The organism is Paenibacillus sp. 01T424 (assembly GCF_056398745.1).
Map to the genome: position 1 here is coordinate 106,852 of NZ_JBFTPZ010000002.1, position 19,490 is coordinate 126,341.

Consider the following 19,490-nt stretch of genomic DNA (forward strand, 5'->3'; position numbering starts at 1 on the left):
CTCCTTCGGGTAGTCCGGTATTCCGGTCCTTATTCACCTCTTGGGTTATGCTCGCTGCGCCGCATGCTTGAACCTCATATTGGCATGCAGCCAGCCCATTACGGCTTCGCCGTTATTCTGCAATGAAGCAGAAGCCGTGTCGATTATGATGTCGGGCGAGTGCGGTACCTCGAATGGATCGGAAACGCCTGTAAAATGGTGCAATTCCCCGTTTCTCGCTTTAGCATACAAGCCTTTCACATCACGGCGCTCGCACTCCCCGAGCGGGCACTGCACATAAACTTCCACAAATCCGGGCAGCTGCGAACGGGCATAGTCCCGCATTTCCTCATAAGGTGTGATGGCAGAGACGAGCACATCTACGCTATTGCGAGAGAGAAGCTTAGCGACGTAGACGATTCGTTTTATATTTTCCAATCGATCCTCCCGTGCGAATCCAAGTCCTTTACAAATCGTTTCTCTAAGCTCATCGCCATCAAGCAGCTCCACGTGCCGCCCTTCCCGCAGCAGCTCTGCTGCAATATGCCTGGCCGTTGTCGTCTTGCCTGCTCCCGACAAGCCCATGAACCATATAACCGAGCCATGTTGTTTATCCATGTTGTCCTCTCCTCTCGCCAAGTTCGGTCGCTTATCCGATTGCAGGTATGTCAATGGGCATCCCACCGGATTGATGCGAACGAATTGCGGCTTCAATAACTTCCTGTGCGGCAAGCGCATCCGCTCCTGACGCCTCGATCTTCTCCGGCGCATCGCCTGCTTTGACCTGCTCGATGAATCGATTGATTCGATGGGTAAACGTATCATTGAAGCCCTGCATCCCGCCAAACAGCGAGTTGCGTACAACGAGCAGCTCGTCGGAGTGATGCGGATAATACGTCATGCTTTCATACACATTGTCGATAACAAACCGGCCTTCATTACCTGCGACTTCGCAATATTCAATGGGATGCCGCATCGACATGTCGTAGCTGCCGGTCAAGTGGCCAACCGCGCCGGAAGCAAACGTCACATTGACGGATGCGGTCGACCAGCTCTGCCGTCCCGGCGCCTTGGTCATGAACGCTTGAACCCGCTTAATATCACCGGCAAAATACCGCATGACATCGATGGAGTGAGGATGCAGAGCACGCATATGCAGCCATTCCGTATCCTCCTGCGGATTCTGAATCGTTAGCCGCATATTGACAAAGAGAAGGGAGCCTAGCTTGCCAGCTTCCACCAGCTCTTTCGCTTTGTAAGCAGCCGGCGTAAATCGATGATTCAAATTACAAGCGAGCCGGACGCCCCGTTCCCGGGCGGCAGCAACCAGCGTCCTCGCTTCCTCAATTCGATTAGAAATCGGCTTTTCTACATGGACGTCCTTGCCAGCATCGATCGCAATCATCGCGGGTTCAAAATGGTGACTGCCCTTCTCAACCCCCGCTGTCGCTACGACGACTAGATCGATCTGTTCTTTAGCCAGCAGCTCTCTCAGGTCGGTATACGCAGGAACGCCATGTTCAAGACCAGCTGCCTCCGCGCGTTCTGGCATCAGATCACAGACAGCCGCAAGCTCCGTATCTGGATGCTGCCGATAAGCGCGGCAATGGATTTTCCCAATATGATTGACACCAACGACAGCAACCCGAATCATTTGGATGCCGCCTCCTCCTTGGATTGAAGGGAGCGCGCGCCAATAATATTGCCGATATGCAGTGACTGGTATGCCTGCTCAGACGAGGTGAACGTCTGGCCTTTGCCATGCCAATTCAGATTCGTATAGATCGGATTCGTACGACCCGTCTGCTCTTCACGTTTTGCAATATGGTCCTCCATCCGCTTCGTAAGCAGTGCCACAACTTCCGGCTGCAGTTCTGCCACATTGTTGTTTTCTTCTGGATCTTGGATCAGATTGTACAGCTCTACCTCCGGCTTAAAATGGAAGTCCGGCTCAAGCGAGCGGATCAGCTTCCATTCCGGTGTGCGCCAGCCGTGCTTGCGCATCCACGTGCATTCCGTCAGATACAGCTCGCTTATCCGCTCTGAATCTTCGCTCACAACCGGCTCAAGCAGACTGCGGCCGTCGAAGGAAATGCCGCTGTCGATGCCAATCAATTGCAGCAGCGTTGGCATAATATCCGAGATGACCGACACATCCTGAGCCCGTTTTCCCGCAGGCAAACGTCCCGGAAACTTAATAATAAGCGGCACAACAAGCGTACAGTCATAGAGGCCGTGATGATCAAAATAACAGTCGTGCTCATACAGCGTCTCGCCATGATCCGACGTGATAACGACAAGTGTCTCTTCCTCTAAGCCCAGTGCGTTCAGCTTCTCGAAGATGCCTTGGATACAAGCATCCATATAAGCGATTGCGCCATCATATTGCGCGCCAACATAAGCTTCATCCGTGACGCCTTCCGGAATCCATGACTTCAAGAAGTCGGCGAACGGCTTAAAATTATAAACCGGCTCCATGGAGTCGTTGGCTGGGTCCTTCTCGTCCTTGCCGTAGAACATCCGCTCGAACGGCGCAGGCGGCAAATATGGTGAATGCGGATCCATATGCCGCATGAACAGCAGGAACGGCTTATCTTCTGCCGCCAGCCGCTCCAGCTCTGGAATAGCGACATCGTTTAGATTTTGCGCCTTAGGCGTACGTCCCGACTCGTCAGGCACCCAAGATTCATAATCGAGATACGTATGGAAACCGCGCGATGATGGATTGCCCGAGAAACCGACACATGATGTGTTATAGCCGTTCTCCGCAAGCAGCTCAGGCAGCGTCTTCACGTGACTGCCAAGCGGTCCTTCGTGGCGCAGCGCCACAACGTCGGTTCCGAACACATCCATACCCGTCAGCATCGATGCATAAGCCGGCGTTGTCGGAATGCCCGGGCTGAAATGTTTCTCGTATAGAACGCCCTCGGCAGCAATTTTATCCAGATGCGGAGTAGTCAGCCTCGAATAACCATACGCACTCATATGATCCCGACGAAGGCTATCTATGCCGAACAATAGAATATTGGGTTTCTTATTAGTCATTTTGAAATCCTCCTTTTGGATGAAAATAATGCTTTTATCGTGCGTTCAGCTGTTTAAGAACCGCATTTAGATAGCCATACGACTCAGCGGCTACGATGGATACCTGCGCAAGCGTATGCTCAGGTGAAGCACCAATGACCTCAACGACGACCGGTCCGTCGTAACCTCCATCCACCATCGCTTTGCAGTAGCCATATAGATCGATGTCGCCCCGTCCGCACGCCTGAAGCATGATCGGTCCAGGTCCCTGCTCCCGTCCTTTGCAGTCACGGATATGAACATGCTTTACGCGACTAAGCACAGCGGGCAGCGCCTTCTCCGCATTTTCGCCGGCACGGTGGATATGGCTCGGGTCCATGTCGATGCCGAACGCTGGGGAGATGATCGACTCCATCGCCCGCAGCGTGGTCGGCGTATTGTGAATGGCATTGCCGACATGTGCTTTGACGCAGAGCGTGATGCCAAACGAAGCCGCTCTCTCTGCCATCCGCGCAAGCATCTCGATAGATGCCTGCAGGTCTTCTTCGACTCCCAGCTTTCCGCCAGGACCAACGTTTACGATTGGAATACCAATTTCAGCGGCAGCTTCGAACGCTGGGAGCAGCCGCTCCTCATTGAGCGATGCCACCTCAGTCGATAGAAACGTTAGGCCGTTTTCCTGCACAATCGCCTGCAGCTCACTCTTCTGCTGCTTCCAGCGGCTGAGATCCAGATGCTCGCACATGCCTTGAATAGCGGCAATCTCTACACCATCGTAGCCGCATGCCGCAATATGCTTCGCCGCTTCAGCGAAGTCGAACTCTTTGAACAGTACGGAATTGACACCCAGTTTAATCATGAATGAGCCCTCCTGAATAATGGATTAGTAAAACATGTATTAGTTCATGTTCCTGCAATACCTACATAGAAATCGCAAGCAACAAAGTAGCTATCTTACTGAGATTATTTCAGATAAAACGGATCACCGTGCAGCGGCGGCAGCGGCTGAGGACGAACGACCTCTCCCCCACGTTCATACGATTCCTGTACGGCATGCACATACTCCAGCACAGCAAGCGCATCGCGTCCGCTGGCGCGCAGCGCATCCGGAGACACCTTGTTGTCAACATCCTCCAGAAATGCATGCAGACGATGGTTGAATGTCCGGTTGAAATCATTTGTTCCGAAATCCGTCACTTCAGGCTCAATCGGAACGCTGATCGCTGGAATGCCTTTGTCTGCTTTCCAGAACGATACTTTCTCGACGCAGTTCTCAATGGTGAATGTCCCCTTCGAGCCCCCAACCTCAAGACTCCACCAGCCGCCTAGTCCATAGACCGCATCGCCGCGCTGACTCAATAGGTAGCCAACTGCACCGTTTGCGAACTTCATATGGATACTGTTGATGGACACCATAACATCGCCTGCGCTCCGGCGGAAGCCTGGTCGGTCGGAGAATGTCTGGATGTGCGTAATATCACCGCAGAAATGGCGCATAACACTGAATGGGTGGGTCAGGAACGCCCGCATATGGAAGTATGGGTGGCCTTTCACTTTATCCGAGCTGGCAAGCGCATAGTTGAGCTCGCCGCCGTTGAAGCCCATTTTAGCCAGACAATAAATTAATTCGCCCACCTCTCCGCTCTCCATATATTGCTTCGCCTTCTCCGCCGGCGGCGTAAAATAATGGTTCAGGTTGCAGCCTAGATACACCTTCTGCTTCTCAGCAAATGCCACCATCTCGCGGCCTTCACGCACATCGTTGCACAGCGGCTTCTCCACGAGCACGTGCTTTCCGTAAGACATCGCTTCCATCGCCGGTTCAAAATGCCAGCTGCCGTTGTCAATGCCGCCTGTCGTCACATCGATCACCTGAATATCAGGCTCGTTCTCGATCATGTCCTTAAGCGTATAGTACGCCTTTACACCGTGCTTCTCTGCAGCTGCGTCGGCGCGTTCCTTAATGACATCGCACACCGCAACGACATCAGCCAGTTCATCCTCCTTGTAACAATTCGCATGGTTGTTGCCGATCCCGTTCATGCCTACAATTCCGATTTTGACCGCCATATTCAACTTCCTTTCGTCCTCTGATTTGGATAATGAATTTCCTAGATCATATCGATAGCCTAATCGCCAAGCCGTCATAGTTGTAAACGCTTTATAAGTTCATCATACTGTCTCCTTCTGTCCAAATCATGGCGGTTCGGGACAAAAACCTTTCCGATCGAGACTGCTTTTAAAAAAGGAGAGGCTCAATTTAGGATCTACATCAGACAGCTGGTAAGCTTAGGTCGATCAACGTTCTCACGAAGTGAAATTTGCAGCGACCGATTCACCCCAAGCATCCTAAAAAAACCGCAATCCTAATGACTGCGGCTCTCTGAATGAGGACAAAATCAATTACCTTACAATGAATTTCTGTTGTGCTCACGCGGTGCAGTCCATGCATGATTATCCCTTAATAGCGCCTGCTGTCATGCCTGCTACAATTTTTTTGTTAAAGAAAATAAACAGAATCAGCATCGGAATAGAGATCAGAACAATATCGGCAAATAATAAATTCCACGATGTAGTGAACCGGCTCATGAAGTTGTACAGCGTCAATTGCACCGTCGCATTGGAGGAGCCTGGGAAGAAGTAAAGCGGATTAACAAAGTCATTAAATACGTTTATCGATTCCAGCACAATGATGGTTGAAGTAACGGGCTTTAGCAGAGGAAAAATAATACTAAAAAACAGCCGCCCGCCGCCCGCGCCGTCAATCAAGGCGCTCTCATCAATTTCACGAGGCAGCGTTGCCACAAACGCTTTGTACAAAATAGCTGCAAACGGAAAGTGCAGCGCAACCTCCACGAAAGTGATGCCTGCCAGCGTCTTAAACAGGCCGATCGAGTCGAGTACCCAGATTGTAGGCACGATCGCGGGCGGAATCATCAAACCTGCCAAAACTAGAAAGTTTAAGAAGGAAGAAAAGCGCCCCCCTTCTCTGCGATGCAGTACAAATCCGGCCATCGCGCTGACGATGATCAGTACAGTGATCGATAATACCGTAAGCAGCATGCTGTTATAAAAAGCGCGGACAAGCATATGATCGGCAGCAGTCAACACATCCCTGTAATTTTCCAAAATATGAAATGATTTCGGCCACGACATATTCATAAGTGCAGATTCAGCTTGATTTTTAAAGGAGTTGATAATGACAAAATAAAACGGAATCCAAAAAATGGCGGTGCTGAGCACCAGCGAGAACGCGGCAACGATAATCCTCTTAGCTGCGCTGCTTATCCCCCTGTTTTCGCCGCGGTTCAGCGGTTTGCCCACGCCTTTATTCATCACTCGGCTCATTTCGTTGCTCATAAGTGCACCTCACTTTTCGTCAGGTACTTATACAAAGGAAACGCCAGCAGTGACACACCGACAAACAAGATGACGTTGCCCGCAGTTGCTAGGCCATAAAAACCCGCTTGATACTGCTTGTATATGATCGAGGCGATCAGGTCGGTCGTGAAACCCGGCCCCCCCTTCGTCATGGCCCAGATCAGGTCGAAGGAACGGAGCCCTCCGATGAATGAGAGTATAATGACCGAATTCATCGCCGGTCTGCTTAAGGGAACGGTAATATACCTGAATGCGTTCATGCTGCTCCCGCCATCGATTTTGAGCGCTTCGTAATATTCGCCTGGAATGGCTGAAATGCCTGCGATATAAATAACGGTAGCAACGCCTATACCTTTCCATACGTCTACTAAGGCAACAGACAACAGCGCAATCTTTGTATTGCCAAGCCAATCGGGTCCGTCAATACCAAATACAGCCAGACTTGTATTAATCAGCCCTTGCGAAGGATGCATCATAATGGAGAAGGCGATTCCGACCGCGATCGTGCTAAGCAGTGTTGGGAAGAAAATAACAGAACGCAAATAGTTTTTAAATAAAACGCTAGAAGTGAGAAACGCACCAAGCAATAGGCCAAGGATGACCTTGAGGCCGCAGGTTACAACCGCATAAATTAACGTGTTTCTGAAGCCGATGCTGAGCGCCGTCTCTGAGAAAAAAGTGACATAGTTGTCGAAGCCGATGTAATTCCAATCGGTGAGCGTCCAACGCGTCATACTGAAGAAGAGCGATAATACCGTTGGCAGCAAGTAAAAGACGAAGTAGATCAGAAATGCGGGAATAAGAAATAAATAAGAGTAAGTCCGAATCGTCAGCTTGGTCATGGCTCTCCCCTTCTTTCCGGAGAAAACGGACTCCGCAGCGTTTTGTGCGAAGCCCCGTCTTCAACTAGAATTCCCGCATGCGGCGGGCGTTCTACCAGCCCGGTAGATTTAACTGCTGCGCTTGTTTCAGTACGTCTTTGTCATAATCCTCGGCGCCCTTCTGCGCGGAGGTGATGCCGCTGCCAACAGCGACAGTGAGGTTCTCAAGGTTCGGGCCTTTGACCGGCGATACGAACTCCAGCGCAGGTGCCGTCTTGCCTTCATCGAAGTATTTCTGCATTTCTTTGACACCCTCGTAAGCATCGTCAGGGAGCTCAATTCCTTTAATCACATTGGGGCCTGCCGCTTTGACTTTGGAGGCAAATATGTCTTGGCCTTCCTTAGACACGAAATATTCCGCGAACTTCTTGGCGGCTTCTACTTTCTTGCTGTTCTTGTTGATATACAGACCGCTCGGCATCCATACCGTCAGTCCGTTGACGTCTGCGCTGTCGCTCGGTATTGGGAAAACGCCGATGTCATTGATCTTGTCTGGGCTATTTTGCAAGATGGAATCAAGTGCGCTAGTCAGCATCGGATAGTGTACACCTGTGCCATCGGCAAGCATTTTCAAAGCAACGTCATACGTTGTAGCTAGGAAGTCCTTATTCATGTAACCAGCTTTAAACGGTTCCTCCGTCTTTTCGAAGCTGCGCAGTGCCGCTGGTGTCGTTGCGTACTTCGCCTTGTTGTTCGTGTAATCGTCTGCGAAATTCGGAACCTGCGCCTGCAGGTTGTAGTAATCACCGAGAACAAACAGCTGGGACGTCCAAGTATCCTTGTAGGACGCAATAACAGCGGTTTTGCCCGCAGCTTTGATCTTCTCATTGTTCGCCATGAATTCGGTCCATGTTTGCGGGACAGTTAATCCGAGCTCACCGTACACCTTCTTGTTGTAAAGTATCGCACCTGCGGAGCTTGATCCGACGGGCGCACCGTACACCTTGCCATCGACCGTAACGACCGTTTTGAAGGAATCAAGCACGTCCGCCATAAACGATTCATTCGTCAGGTCGAGAAAGTTATCCACCGGATTAACTGCCTTCAGCAGCGAGCCCGTATTATAAACGAGAAGGTCGGACATATCTCCTGTTGCTAGACGCGTCTTGACGAGGTTGTCGCCTTCCGTGCCATCCGGTTTGATGTCATACTCAATGGTGATATTCAGCTTTTTCTCTGCTTCAGTGGCAACAGCCTTGAGCGCTTCGAGCGTTGTGCCTGAATTGCCTACCATCAGCGTTAAGGTCGTTTTCGCTGCAGGTTCGCTTGTCGTGTCCGTTTTCCCGTTCGTAGCGCCGGTGTTGTTCTTCGTCGCAGAGGGGGTGTTGTTGCTGCTGCCGCATCCAGCGAGCAGCAACAAGATCATCATCACGCTTGTCATAAATGCGAGTGTTTGGCTAGTCGTTCGTTTCATCGTTCTGCAGCCTCCCTTTGTAGGCATGGACCCTTGCTCCTTTCGGCAGCCGTCCATCGTTGCCTCTTTTTTGCATCACTGATGCTGTAAGTTACAATGTGATGAATACGCTTCCATAAAGAGCGAGCTTCCGTTCCAAGGGCCCGGGTTCCCTCGTATTTTCAGTCTAAGGGTTTATGTTTTTGATGAATACCTGCTCATTTGCTATTTTAAGGGGGGAATTTTTCCTTTTAACAACAGGAAGTGGTACGGGCTAGGAGACATCCAGCTTGCGAGAGTGCATCGCCCGCATATCATCTAACTGCTTGCTTGCACTTGGATCATTCGCTCATTTTGCGTTTTGCGAAGGCGGTCGGTGTTTCGCCTGTTATTCTCTTAAACAAATGAGAGAAATGTTTGGCATCGTCGTAACCTACCAGCTCGCCGACTTCAGACGGACGCGACGTGCCGTCGGCTAGCAGCTCCTTTGCTTTGCTAATCCGGTAGCCGCTCACATAATCAGAGAAGGTGTAGCCAGTTTGGCTTTTGAACAATCTGGATAAATGTCCAAGACTGACATGATGATCAGAAGCAAACTGCTGAAGGGAAAGGTCGCCTTGATAGTTGGCATGAATCCAGTTCATCAACACCGGAATGAGCCCTTTTGGCTTCTGTTCCTTTGATGTGTGTTTCCCTGCAATCCCGAATACTGCTGCCGTAAGCCATTCCTTGATTGGCTCATAGTCGGTCACTTCGTGCAGCAGGCTCATATCCTCCTGCAGTAAAATCGATGATTCTGCTTGCAAATTGAACTTCAACGAATAAAACAGATCGCTAGCAAACTGCACCAGCTGCTTTTGGGTGACCTCTTTGTACTGCAGTCCCTTGACGATACGCGATATCGTATCTCGTCCTCTTGCCATATCGCCCGCTTTAACCTGTGCTTGCAGTGCACGCGCCTTTACCCATATTTCAGAAATATCAGGCGCAGCCAGCTTCATATCCGGTGATGCCAAGGTCGGCTCGCCGATTCGCAAATGCTCTTCAAGCTGCTTTCCAAGGCGGATGAAGCTGCGATTCAGACTCTCGTTCTCTTTCTTTAATGTGAAGCTCACATGGAGAAGAATGCCATGGGTGTTCACATATTGGAAGAGCGATTGAAGCTTTGTCTTTAGCGACTGCGTAAATGCTTCATTCCCAGCGGGCAGCAGCAGAACTCTGCGGCGGCCGTCAATCGTAATGCAATGACTATCCCGCTCCTTGTTCAAGACGCTCCCGAAATGCGAGAGAATATCCGATGCCTCAAGCCCAGCATCCTTCCAAGTAAGCGGCGATGCCCAGTTCTCCAGAAGCAGCAGCACCATGAACATACGCTGCTGCTCAGCATCGGCGGGCTTAACATGCTCCATCGCATCCGCCGCCAGCAGCCGCTGCAGAAGTGACCACGCAACACGGTCGCTCCGGCTGCGTGACTCGTCTTCAATGCGCGCAAGCAAGCGGTCTACCGCCTTGTAAAGGGTCTCTTTCTTAACAGGCTTCAGCAAGTAGTCCGTCACGCCAGTTTGCATTCCTCGCTGTGCATAAGCAAAATCGTCATGGACACTGAGAATAATACCTTTGACGTCCGGATGGCTGCGGCCAAGCTCAGCCAGCAGCTCCACACCGTCAATGCCCGGCATTGTAATGTCGGTCAACACGAGATGCGGGACTACGGATTTCGCTGCTTCCAGCGCATCTTCCCCGTTCTCGAACGCAAGCACACGATGCTGCGACTCGTATCGCTTAAAGAGGGCCTCGAGCTCCGCAAGCGCCCACCGCTCGTCTTCTACCAAAAATATATTCATCAGTCGGCCTCTCCCTTCACCTTGACGAATTGTTCATACGGGAACGTCAACCTAACCGTCGTTCCGCGGTCAGGGGAACTTATCAGCTCAACGCCATATTTGTTACCGTGGAACAGCTTGATTCGCTGTGCGATATTGGACAGGCCTATCCCCTGCCCCTCCTCGTCGTAAGCGTCCACCGCCTGTACTCTCTCCAACCTTCGGCGCAGCATGTGGATGCGTTCCTCTTCAATACCACAGCCGTTGTCGGACACTTCGATAATCAGTTCACTGCCAAGCCTCTTAACAGCGATGTCGATTCGACCGCCTGACTTGACCTTGCTCAGTCCGTGAACGATTGCGTTCTCAATTAGCGGCTGAACGGTAAGCTTCAGCACCGATGCTTGCAGCAGCGCTTCCGGCACTTCCATATTGAACTCAAATCGATTGCCGAATCGATGCTGCTGAATATTCATGTAATTGCTTATATGCTCCATCTCGTCATGCAGCGGGATAGGATGATGAAGATTTGTCATACTGTATTTGAACAGCTCAGCCAGCGATTCTGCCATTTCTGCAACCTCTTCGATGCCTCGAACCCTGCTGATAGACTTCATAATGTTAAGCGTGTTATACAAAAAATGAGGGTTGATCTGCGCCTGCAGTGCCGATAGCTGCGCATTCTTCTCCGCCAATTTGGATGTGTACACTTCGCTAATTAAGCGTGTAATACTATCGAGCATGTTGTTGTAGATACGGCTCAGACGGCCGATCTCATTGTTGCCAGTCACCTCCATTCTCTGGCTTAAATCCCCCTGCTCGACACGTGCCATCTTTTTCATCAAATTACGGAGCGGAAGCGTCATCTGATAAGACAGCACATAGGACACAAAGGCAATTAGACCCATCGCGAGCAGGCCAACGAGAAAAAGAATATAAGTAGAATGTTTCTGCTTGGACAGCAGGAATTCGTTCGGAATTAGAATCAATGTATTCCATTTTGTATAGGAGGATTTCGACGTTGTATAGATATAGCTCACGCCGTTCCACACCACCTCATTCGATTCATGATTGCTTTGGAAGATGGATAGATCAATTCCAGTGTCATTGGTGCCCGTCAGCTCATTCCTGTCGTCATAGACGACGCTGCCTTCATCGGTAATGATGAACGCTCTCATATTCCGTTCAACGTCGTTGCTGTCGGAATTGACGAGCATGTCCTTGATGACATTAACGTTAATATTAATTTTCATATAGCCCAAAACATCAAGGTAGGGTATGCGGCTGATGTTCCGTACGAAGGATATCACCTGAGCTTCACGATCACCGCCCGTATTCTCTATTGTGACAGGAAGAAGCAGAAATTTGACTCCGGGCATATCCAGCCGATTCTGATACCAGCTCTCGCTTTGAAGATCGAAGCTTATCTTAGGTCCCCCCGCCTTCGATACAAAATATGCGATGTCGTCCGTGGTGAAAATATAAATGCTCTGGAGCTGAGGGCGTGGCTGAAGATGAGTGAACAACCTTTTGTTAATCGTCAGTTCAATTTGGTTCTGCGTGACGGCTTCCGGGATTCCGTAATGATCAATTAAACTTTCTTGAATAATTGGATCGCCAATAATGGACACAGAGAGTTTCTCCATATCCTGTATATAAAGCTCAAAGGTTCGGCTGAACTGCCGAGAAATCGTGTCGGAAAGCGATAACGTTTGATTTTTAATATCGTTTACATTTTTATAGTAGAAAATAATACAGGTCAGCATGACGATGAACAGCGATACCGCGGAGAAGACGATGAACATTTTACTCTTCAGCAAGTAGTCGTTCCAATTTTTCATCATGGCTTCTCCTTATATAAAGATGTTTCCTCTTATTTTTGCATGAGGATGATCCCACCTATGAAAGCAAAGAACATAAACCTTACACTTAATTTGTTTAATGTATAGTATTGCAAATGCGAGACTGCAAATAATAAGGAGGAAATGAGGATGGGGAGTGTGAACTTCTATTTTCGACACGCATGCTAGTTTACCTTCAATGATTCTATTTGAGATGAATAAATAATCAACTTATTATTCCTTTTATTTAGCCTTTAAAAAATAAAAAAAGCCGCCCTTAGGCAGGGCGGCTGCTCTTGCTTATTTCAAACCCCATAATGCTGGCACATTCGATGGTTCCCAGCCAGCTAATGACGTATGAGGCTGAATACAATAATAGGTATTGCCTCCGTAAGTAACGAGGTCGTTTGCTTTGTAGCTTACATTAGGTGCCCAAGCACTTACCGTTCCACCGTTTGCATCAGTCGTAGCGGCAACTGATGTGCCGCTCGAAACATTGCCCGCGGCATCTTTCGCTACTAGAGTAAATGTATAAGCCGTACTTGCAGCAAGACCGCTAATTGTCGTGCTCGTTCCCGTGACGTTCACGTTGGTAGAACCATAAGTCACGGTATAACCGGTTACGCCAACGTTGTCAGTAGATGCTGTCCATGAAAGACTGACGCTGGAGGATGTTTTGCCTGTGACTTGAAGATTCGTTGGCGCTGTTGGCGAGGTTRTATCACCCGCAGCTGGATTCGTCGTTACTGGAAGTGCATTGCTCGCTCCCGATATATTCCCAGCTGCATCCTTCGCTGTTACAGTAAACGTATAGGCTGTATTAGCAGCAAGACCGCTAATTGTCGTGCTTGTTCCCGTGACGTTTACGCTTGTAGAACCATAAGTTACGGTATAGCCCGTCACGCCAACGTTGTCAGTGGATGCGTTCCATGAAAGACTTACGCTGGATGAAGTTTTGCCTGTGACTTGAAGATTCGTTGGCGCTGTTGGCGGGGTTGTGTCTCCCGCAAGTGGATTCGTCGTTACCGAAAGCGCATTGCTCGCTCCCGAAATATTTCCAGCCGCATCCTTCGCTTTCACAGTAAACGTATAGGCTGTATTAGCAGTAAGCCCACTAATTGTCGTGCTCGTTCCTGTGACGTTTACGCTTGTAGAACCATAAGTCACGGTATAACCCGTCACGCCAACGTTGTCAGTGGACGCACCCCAAGCCAATGTTACACTATTTGATGTTTTTGCAGTGGATTGAAGGTTGCCCGGTACCGATGGCGCAATGATATCTGCACTACCGGATCCTGCCAAATCGCTCGCCAGCTTGTTTAATAGAACTTTGTTTCGGTCACCGCTAAACTCCCAGAACATGGCACCGCCAAGCCCTTTGCTTTGAATGAAGGCTGTCTTGTGCCCGAGTGATTCTGTATCATCGTAGGAGATAAAAGTACGTTTTGCAGCGTTGTATAAGTAAGGTACCTTCGCTGTATCATTCCAATACCGTGTGTAGCCGTTTTTATTAATGTAGTTGTTTTCGAGATCTGTATAATCAAATAACCCCGCTTCCCATGTACCCGCAGGCACGCCAGAGCAGCTTTGATACTGCCCATTACCGGTCGCTGCGCAATTGGCCCAGCCCCGACCATAGAAAGGTACTCCCAATACAATTTTACTTGCTGGAACACCGGCATCCAAGTGCCCTTGCACGCCAGACGCACTGTTATATGTCGCTGCGTTTGGAACACCCGCCGCTGCTGCTGCAGGATCATAATTCAGCGGAGCATTGTGGGCGCTTACGGTTTGCCAGCCACCGTTGAAATCATATGTCATAATGTTGATCCAATCGACAATCGCAGCAATATTACCTAGCTCGGTATTTTGTGCATACGTCGGACTTGCACCTGATGCTATCGTCAGCAAATAGGTTTTACCATCCGCCGCACCCGCAGCATTAAGCTTCTCGCGAATCTTCTGAAGCAGCAGCGTATAGTTTTGCTTATCAGCAGCCCTCACGCTATTGCCAGCTAACCCTCCGCTCACCGGATATTCCCAGTCGAGATCAACGCCATCGAATTGATATTTTCGCAGGAAGTCTACTGCTGAATTAGCGAATGTCTCCCTTGTGGCCATACTGGCCGCAACATCAGAGAATCGGTTCGACCAACTCCATCCGCCGACGGAAATAATTGTTTTTAAATGAGGATTAGCTTGCTTCTGCTTAATAAGCTGCCCAATATTTCCCTTTATCGGCTTATCCCACGTATCCCCAGGGAACGCTTTTCCTGTGTCGATCCAAGGATCGCCTAATACGATTGTCCCATTTGGCACATTAATCGTACCAACTTCGTCCTGACAAGCCCATGTCACGGGATTAGGCCCTGTCGGATCTGAATTTCCGTGAATGCCATTCCAACAAATATCTGCAAACGCATAGTTAATATGAGTCACCTTGCTAACATCCATATCCATGACATTGTAATTTCTGCCATAGGCACCCCAAGAGGGATAATACCCGATTATCTTTGAATTTGAAGCTGCTTCTACCTTCTGTCCACCAAATGCTAGGGAGTAAAACAATGAGAGGATGAGAAACGCAACCAACAGGATAACACTACTTTTTCGTACCGATGCTCCGCCTAGTACCATTTCTTAAATACACCTCTTCCTTCAATTTTGAAATCGCTTTCAATAAGTGAATATCAAATAGACTCCGCCCAGTCACCTCCTAAAGTAAGGATAAAAACAAAGGAAAACCGTCACATCATAGTTCTGCTAAGTCGTTTGAACAAGAGAAAAGAAGATTGCACAAAGAAAATCGGGGGGAAATTGCGGTGTAAAGCGAGTATCTGATATGTTTCTCCCTTTATTGTACGAGGTGTCTCCATAACCAAAAAGAAGGTTGATTATGTTATTAAGGGATAAATATCTCTTATTCTTTGAAAATGGGTTTTAATTTCAACTTCATAGAAAACGGAATCGTTTAATATTATCCTTCTATAGCCATTTGTCCCCTCTGAGTTCGTTATTAGCAAAAGGTATCACAGCACAAAAAAACACGCTAAACTATAGCGTGTTTAACATAAATGCCCTGTGAGGCTTTCGAAAACCTTACCTAGTGAAACGCTTAATACGTTCTATTCAATACTTTTCAATGATTCAATCATATTAATTTGAGAAACTTTTCGCCGAAGCAGTAAATTAGAAAGCGTAGTAAGTAAGAACGCAAGCAGAATAGAAACTAACAAGATCGTTATGTTTAATTTATCTGGGATTTGCTGATGGGGACTCGACAATGCCTGAACAATAATGGTGTAGATATAACCGCTGATCGGTAACGCTACAATGACCGCAAAGGCGGTTAAAATGATATTTTCAGAGAAGATAAGCCGGTTTATTTTATTTTTTTGATAGCCTAATACCTTCAGTGTTGCAAGCTCACGAATCCTTTCATAAATGTTAATGGAAGATATCGTATAAATAGCCCCAAAGGAGAGTATGACCGCACAAATGATAAACATAATGAATACAAAACTATTTTGCCTCAAAATATATTGCGCGGATTTCTTTAGATCATTCTTATCTGCAATGGTGTCTACACGTTGATCCTGCTCAAAGAAATTACGAATGCTTGTCAGATCCGCCGAGCTGTTCGCTTTAACTAAAACCGAGGTTGGGCGATAGTCTATACCTAAACTATTCATATAATCTGGCGTGCTATAAAACGAAGGATTCGAATATTGGTTAGATATTTTTAAAACCTTCATGTTTACCGATTTTTGGTTAAGCTCTGGTGCTGTAAATTCCATTTGGATCGTATCGCCTTCTGCAATTTGATACTTGTCAGCGTAAGATTTGGGTATTAGTACACCATCGTTTTCTAAACGAATTCTTTTATCATTTTCATCAAAGAAATGAACAAGGTCGTTCTCTTTTTCCGTAACCACTAATGTGGCGTTTTCTTTGACATCCTCTTTTATAAAGGCAACAGGGAAGGTGGATAATCCATGGCTTTTTGCAATATTGGAAGGGAGATTAATCGAATCAGAAGATGTTCCTATCGCATAATCGACTCTCAAATCATAGGTATACACCTCTTCAACTTGATCAGCCACTTTCACCAAAGACATTTGTGTGCCAAATGCAGTGATCAATAAAACAGTGCTTACAACCACACCAACGGAGCTCGCTAAAGCTTTTTGTTTATTTAAAAATATATTTCTCAAAATGAGCTTATGGCTGTAGGAAATTCGGCTCCAAATACCCGGAATTTTTTCAATGAGCAGCTTCTTCATCTTCTTTGGCGGTTTAGGACGCATCGCCTGGGCTGCACGTTCATTTAATATCGTTCTGCCACTAAAGTAACATGACAGGATTCCAAAAGCGCTGGAGAAAATAATAGGAGGAATAATAGAAAATAATGAAAGTGTAAATGAAATGTCAGGCATAGAGTAAGCTCTTGCATTCGACGCCGTAATTAATGGAATAAATACAATAGCGGATATGACATAACCAAGAATAGAACCTATGATGCTTGCCAGCACAGGATACCCCATATAATGAAGCATAATATTTCTGTTTTTTACACCTAATGCTTTCATAATGCCTACTTGGTTTCTTTGTGAATCTATAATTCTCGACATCGTAAGGAACAGAATAATTGCTTCAATCAAAAAGAGAACAAGAGGTATAACCTTACTCATCAATTTATTATTATGTATCGTTTGGTTTAATTGAGAGTAATTGAAAGAACGTTCTTTACTTTCTTGGGTTAAATAAGGGAGTTGTTTGGATTGTTCCTCAATGGTTTGACCTATTTTATCCATATCGTAACCCTCTTGCGCCTCAATCATGACTTCATTATAGTAAAAGCCGTCTGCGATTGCAGGAATTGTCTCTTCGCCAATATAAGCGATTCCGCTGGTTTTATGGTCCTGCGTTTCGTTCTTTTTAGTATGTTCAACATTCTCAATCAAGCCGCTAATTGTAAAATTAAAGCTTCTGCCATTGCTGCTAATACTGATTGTGTCACCTAGTTGAAAATGATGTTCTTTGGCATAAGCGGAATCTAATACGATTTCATCCTGTTTTGACGGGATATTGCCCGTAATGATCGTAGGCGTATTTATTTCATTTTTTTCAGGAATCGAATGGATTTTTAATGTAGCTTTATAATCTTCAAAAGCTTGCGTGGCATCAAAACTATACCGTCCTTCTATTTTATGAATACCTGCAATCTCGCTTAGACGAGCCACATCATCGCTTGAAATTTGGCTGTAGTATACATTTAAATCGCTTAAATGATGTTCTTGAAAATAAACCTTCGTATACGCGCCAAGATTGTCGCTCAAAGTTACAAGACCCGTATAGAAGAAAGCTCCTACTGCGATAACCAAAACAAAAGCTATAAATTGTCCTATCGATTGTTTGATATCCCTTAATGACTTCAGTAATAATTTCATAATTACCACTCAATCCCTTCAACACTTTGTTTTTCCTCATTTATAGTGATGCTCTCTATCCTTCCGCTTTTAACCTTTATGACTTTATCAGCCATAGGAGCAATTGCAGAGTTATGTGTGACCACAACAACGCATTTTTTCGTATCTTTGTTCAAATCTTGAAGAAGCTTCAACACAGACTTGCCCGTTACATAATCCAAAGCTCCGGTGGGCTCATCACAAAGCAGCAGTAAAGGATTTTTGGCAACCGCTCTCGCGATAGCAACTCTTTGCTGTTCCCCTCCAGACAACTGGGAAGGGAAGTTTTTGATTCGGTCTTTTAATCCGACTTTATGTAAAATATCTTTAGCGTCCAAATGGTTTTTACATACTTCCGTCGCAAATTCAACATTCTCCAGCGTGTTTAAATTCGGAATCAAATTATAAAATTGAAATACAAAACCTATCTTCTCACCACGATATTCTGTTAATTTTTTTTCGCCTAATCTTGTGATTTCATGGTCACCAACAAACACTTGACCTGAAGTTGCTGTATCCATACCGCCAAGTATATTCAAGATCGTACTTTTGCCGGCACCACTTGCACCTAAAATGACAACGAATTCCCCTTCTGATATGGAAAAATCAACACCCGCTAGCGCCTTAATCGTTACTTCACCTATGTTGTATTCTTTGGTTACATTTTTGAAATCGATTAACTTTTTCACTACCTTCATCTCCTTGTATCCTATTTTTTAGAACATGGTTTGTTGTTTCACCGGTTAACTTATGGAGGCAACGCCCCATTGCTACACTATTTTTCCATCATATACCATCCAAAAGAAATGACCTTCCCTCGTTCGATGTATTTTGCGCTCGGTCTCTAGAAGGAAAGCCTCGAATTTAGCTGCTAATTCTGTTGCTCTGTTTGAAAGCATAACATTTGAATCCTGACCTCATGTATGTCTGGTATCAAAACGAAAAATAATAAATCCACCGATTAAATCCTGAAGATATTCAATATGTTTGAACCTGAGCGATGAAAGTTTAGTTGAATACGTTCTGAGCAAGAGTCAATCTTAAAAAAATAAAGTACAAGAACTCATTTTATTTACATTCAAAATGAGTTCTTGTACTTTATTTAGTTGCAGCGTGTAAACTTCTACTTAAAGCTTTGGGCCCATTCAGCAACCCTCCGACTACTTTCTTCTTCTGACAAATCCTCAATCCTAGTCATAATAGACCATCTTACTCCAAAAGGATCCAATATACTTCCGAATCGATCACCTGAAACAAAGTTTATAACCGGTTCCCTTATTTTTGCTCCTCTTGCTACCGCATTTTCAATTGCCTGATCAACATTAATTACGTAAATTCCTAAAGAATAACACGCATTGTCTTCATCTGGCGGCAAGACCAATTTATACGCCGGATTCGCTGCTCCCAGCTGCAAAAAACCATTTCCAAAATCTAATTCCGCATGAGCAATTATTTTATTGCCATTTCCATCAGGATATTCAGTAATATCCTTAACTCTTGCATTGAAAACAGTTTTATAAAACTCTATTGCTTCAGAAGGATTCTTCACTGTTATAAATGGGGTAATCGATGTGCAGCCGTTGGGTGTTCCATTCTTTGTATATTTACCTGACACTCCCCTATACTCTCTGCTTTCAGTCATTTTTACTCCTCCTTTAAATGATCATAATCGATCAATTTTATATATTCCGTATTATTCA

The 19,490-nt window shown here is 46.6% G+C and carries 14 protein-coding genes; all 14 read right to left on the reverse strand.

Annotated elements, in window-relative coordinates; translation table 11 throughout:
• Positions 1-45 precede the first annotated feature (45 nt).
• The gene (gene cysC, locus AC1DPK_RS02560) at positions 46-597 is read right to left on the reverse strand and encodes an adenylyl-sulfate kinase (RefSeq protein ID WP_477509190.1); all 552 of its coding nucleotides are present in this window, start codon (positions 595-597) and stop codon (positions 46-48) included.
• Positions 598-628: 31 nt separating this feature from the next.
• Positions 629-1,633 (reverse strand): Gfo/Idh/MocA family protein, encoded by a 1,005-nt coding sequence (locus AC1DPK_RS02565; RefSeq protein ID WP_477509191.1) that lies wholly within the window; start codon positions 1,631-1,633, stop codon positions 629-631.
• Entirely contained in the window at positions 1,630-3,024 is a 1,395-nt protein-coding gene (locus tag AC1DPK_RS02570) for a sulfatase family protein (RefSeq protein WP_477509192.1), read from the reverse strand. Before AC1DPK_RS02570 ends, AC1DPK_RS02565 begins: the two co-directional genes overlap by 4 nt.
• A gap of 34 nt (positions 3,025-3,058) precedes the next feature.
• Positions 3,059-3,862: a sugar phosphate isomerase/epimerase family protein gene (locus AC1DPK_RS02575; protein ID WP_477509193.1), complete on the reverse strand. Its 804-nt coding sequence runs from the start codon at positions 3,860-3,862 to the stop codon at positions 3,059-3,061.
• A 104-nt stretch (positions 3,863-3,966) separates the two neighbouring features.
• Positions 3,967-5,151, reverse strand: a complete 1,185-nt coding sequence (locus tag AC1DPK_RS02580) for a Gfo/Idh/MocA family protein (protein ID WP_477509194.1) — start codon at positions 5,149-5,151, stop codon at positions 3,967-3,969.
• A 306-nt stretch (positions 5,152-5,457) separates the two neighbouring features.
• A complete protein-coding gene (locus tag AC1DPK_RS02585) occupies positions 5,458-6,363 on the reverse strand; it encodes a carbohydrate ABC transporter permease (protein ID WP_477509195.1) in 906 nt (301 codons plus the stop codon).
• Complete coding sequence (locus AC1DPK_RS02590) at positions 6,360-7,226, reverse strand: carbohydrate ABC transporter permease (protein ID WP_430062355.1); 867 nt, start codon at positions 7,224-7,226, stop codon at positions 6,360-6,362. The genes AC1DPK_RS02585 and AC1DPK_RS02590 overlap by 4 nt, the downstream gene beginning before the upstream one ends.
• Before the next feature lie 91 nt (positions 7,227-7,317).
• On the reverse strand, positions 7,318-8,679 hold the full coding sequence (locus AC1DPK_RS02595) for an ABC transporter substrate-binding protein (RefSeq protein ID WP_477509196.1): 1,362 nt from the start codon (positions 8,677-8,679) through the stop codon (positions 7,318-7,320).
• A gap of 320 nt (positions 8,680-8,999) precedes the next feature.
• Positions 9,000-10,502: a response regulator transcription factor gene (locus tag AC1DPK_RS02600; protein ID WP_477509197.1), complete on the reverse strand. Its 1,503-nt coding sequence runs from the start codon at positions 10,500-10,502 to the stop codon at positions 9,000-9,002.
• A complete protein-coding gene (locus AC1DPK_RS02605; protein WP_477509198.1) occupies positions 10,502-12,325 on the reverse strand; it encodes a sensor histidine kinase in 1,824 nt (607 codons plus the stop codon). Before AC1DPK_RS02605 ends, AC1DPK_RS02600 begins: the two co-directional genes overlap by 1 nt.
• A 297-nt stretch (positions 12,326-12,622) precedes the next feature.
• Positions 12,623-14,959, reverse strand: coding sequence for a glycosyl hydrolase family 18 protein (locus AC1DPK_RS02610; protein ID WP_477509199.1), 2,337 nt, complete (start codon positions 14,957-14,959; stop codon positions 12,623-12,625).
• A gap of 488 nt (positions 14,960-15,447) precedes the next feature.
• Positions 15,448-17,772 (reverse strand): ABC transporter permease, encoded by a 2,325-nt coding sequence (locus AC1DPK_RS02615; protein ID WP_477509200.1) that lies wholly within the window; start codon positions 17,770-17,772, stop codon positions 15,448-15,450.
• A 2-nt stretch (positions 17,773-17,774) separates the two neighbouring features.
• The gene (locus AC1DPK_RS02620; protein ID WP_477509201.1) at positions 17,775-18,479 is read right to left on the reverse strand and encodes an ABC transporter ATP-binding protein; all 705 of its coding nucleotides are present in this window, start codon (positions 18,477-18,479) and stop codon (positions 17,775-17,777) included.
• A 434-nt stretch (positions 18,480-18,913) separates the two neighbouring features.
• Positions 18,914-19,432: a VOC family protein gene (locus tag AC1DPK_RS02625; RefSeq protein ID WP_441879609.1), complete on the reverse strand. Its 519-nt coding sequence runs from the start codon at positions 19,430-19,432 to the stop codon at positions 18,914-18,916.
• Positions 19,433-19,490: the final 58 nt, after the last annotated feature.

Excerpts from the sequence above, each read along its gene's own strand:
- AC1DPK_RS02595 (WP_477509196.1), bottom strand. The coding sequence starts at position 8,679 with ATGAAACGAACGACTAGCCAAACACTCGCATTTATGACAAGCGTGATG.
- AC1DPK_RS02580 (WP_477509194.1), bottom strand. The coding sequence starts at position 5,151 with ATGACGGCTTGGCGATTAGGCTATCGATATGATCTAGGAAATTCATTA.
- AC1DPK_RS02600 (WP_477509197.1), bottom strand. The coding sequence starts at position 10,502 with ATGAATATATTTTTGGTAGAAGACGAGCGGTGGGCGCTTGCGGAGCTC.
- AC1DPK_RS02605 (WP_477509198.1), bottom strand. The coding sequence starts at position 12,325 with ATGATGAAAAATTGGAACGACTACTTGCTGAAGAGTAAAATGTTCATC.
- AC1DPK_RS02625 (WP_441879609.1), bottom strand. The coding sequence starts at position 19,432 with ATGACTGAAAGCAGAGAGTATAGGGGAGTGTCAGGTAAATATACAAAG.
- AC1DPK_RS02590 (WP_430062355.1), bottom strand. The coding sequence starts at position 7,226 with ATGACCAAGCTGACGATTCGGACTTACTCTTATTTATTTCTTATTCCC.
- AC1DPK_RS02585 (WP_477509195.1), bottom strand. The coding sequence starts at position 6,363 with ATGAGCAACGAAATGAGCCGAGTGATGAATAAAGGCGTGGGCAAACCG.
- AC1DPK_RS02615 (WP_477509200.1), bottom strand. The coding sequence starts at position 17,772 with ATGAAATTATTACTGAAGTCATTAAGGGATATCAAACAATCGATAGGA.
- AC1DPK_RS02575 (WP_477509193.1), bottom strand. The coding sequence starts at position 3,862 with ATGATTAAACTGGGTGTCAATTCCGTACTGTTCAAAGAGTTCGACTTC.
- AC1DPK_RS02565 (WP_477509191.1), bottom strand. The coding sequence starts at position 1,633 with ATGATTCGGGTTGCTGTCGTTGGTGTCAATCATATTGGGAAAATCCAT.
- AC1DPK_RS02570 (WP_477509192.1), bottom strand. The coding sequence starts at position 3,024 with ATGACTAATAAGAAACCCAATATTCTATTGTTCGGCATAGATAGCCTT.
- cysC (WP_477509190.1), bottom strand. The coding sequence starts at position 597 with ATGGATAAACAACATGGCTCGGTTATATGGTTCATGGGCTTGTCGGGA.